At 54.8% G+C, this 1,559-nt stretch carries 1 protein-coding gene and 1 pseudogene; both read left to right on the top strand.

What is annotated here, in order from left to right; genetic code table 11:
* A pseudogene (locus tag ACMTNU_RS20585) lies at window positions 1-885 on the top strand (hypothetical protein); the annotation flags it as partial.
* Complete coding sequence (locus ACMTNU_RS20580; protein WP_413937157.1) at window positions 882-1,442, top strand: hypothetical protein; 561 nt, start codon at window positions 882-884, stop codon at window positions 1,440-1,442. The pseudogene ACMTNU_RS20585 and the gene ACMTNU_RS20580, both read left to right, overlap by 4 nt.
* The last annotated feature ends 117 nt before the right edge of the window (window positions 1,443-1,559 follow it).

The following is a 1,559-nucleotide window of genomic DNA, read 5'->3' as shown; positions in this document are numbered from 1 at the left end:
TGGATTGAAAGTCACACAGTCTTGCTGAGGCATAGAAAATTAATTGAGCTAGCGTTCGCGTGCCAAACAAAACCCATTTACATGATGGCGCATCTTCATGCCCTCTGGCATACCGCTCTAGAACAACAAGAGGATGGCGACCTGTCAAAATGGTCTCATGGCATGATCGCTCAGGCTGCCTCTTGGGAAGGAAATCCAGATGAATTCGTCACTCGCTTGCGCGAGTGGGGATGGCTTGACGGCTCGCTCATCCATGATTGGATCGATTATGTCGGACCTTATCTGATTAAGAAGTATTCATCAGGAAATGCAGCACTCCTGCAAAAGATCTGGCTGAAGCATGGGTATAAGTATGGGAAAGGTAACGGGAAATTCGCAAAGCAGAAAGCGACCAGGAAGCGACCAGGAAGCGACCAGGAAGCGACCCCTAATAGGCCATACCCTTCCCTTCCTAACCCTTCCTTTCCTAACCTTTCCTTTCATAACCTAACCGAACCTAAATACCTTTCGGAGGGTGAACCGACCGAGGCACAGGCGAAAGGCCGAGTGAACGGGCTAACCTCGACAGTGGACAGAAGCGGGCGGACGCGATTGGACCGTGCTGGCCGGACAGCAGCGGACCGCAACGCCAAGACACTGGACGAGTTCGCCATGACACCGGAACTCGAAGCTTGGAGCGCGAAGGAGGGCATCGCCGATCCCGGCCAGTACGTCGAAGAATTCAAAGACTACTGGCTCAGTGCAGGAGGGAAACGAAAGTCTGGACAGGCCATCAAGGACTGGGATGCAGCCTTTCGGAATCGCCTCAGAGCCTTGAAAGATCAAGGAAAATTGAGAAAGAAAACGTTTGATCTCGATGCGTGGGCGAGGGAGGAGACAGCATGACCAAGACTGAATTTATCGGACAGTTTGATCGGCTCTGTCGAGGGCTGGAGTATACCGCAACACCAGAGCAAACTGAAGCGATTTACCGACGGATTGGGAATGTGGGTCTGTCGGTCTGGGCCGAGAGCGTGACGACGCTCTTGTGCGACGGGCGAAAAGGATTGCTCCCGAAGTTGGAACATGTGTTGACCGTGGTCGATCACGAGGCGGAGGCGCAGCGCAGAGCAGCGGTGCAACGGGATAAACGGAAGTCCGACAGCGTGTTTCACAGGCTCTGCCGGGAGGTTGACGAAGCAGAGCTGTCGCGCATTCCGATGCCAGGCACGCCGTTGTTTGCGTGTATCCAGGCGTTTTCGTCGCGCGAGAATGCAGCCAAGAAGATGTTGATCCTGTCGGAGGACGCGCGACACTCCGACGCCTGGAAGGAGCAAGAGCGCGTCCGTCTAGACGGATTCTTGCGGCAGGCCGAGCAGGATATTGCCCAGTACAGCCAGATGCTGGACGATGAGGACGCAGCTAAGCTATCGAGGCGGTACGAGTCGAATGTAGCCGTCTAGACGGTTGACAGGTAGGCAGGAATGGCTTAGCATCGCGTAGCAATGCGTTAGGGAGCGACAAACGGGATGGCATGCGAGGATATGGTCGGATCGCAGGGTGGAACGTCAGTAAACCGG

The sequence above is a fragment of the Nitrospira sp. BLG_1 genome, assembly GCF_047338595.1.
Classification (GTDB): Bacteria; Nitrospirota; Nitrospiria; order Nitrospirales; family Nitrospiraceae; genus Nitrospira_D.
Note: the sequence above shows the minus strand (reverse complement) of the source record. Positions and strands in the feature narration are given on the sequence as shown.

Bases quoted from the DNA above. Each gene is read 5' to 3' on its own strand.
- ACMTNU_RS20580 (WP_413937157.1), top strand. From the start codon at position 882: ATGACCAAGACTGAATTTATCGGACAGTTTGATCGGCTCTGTCGAGGG.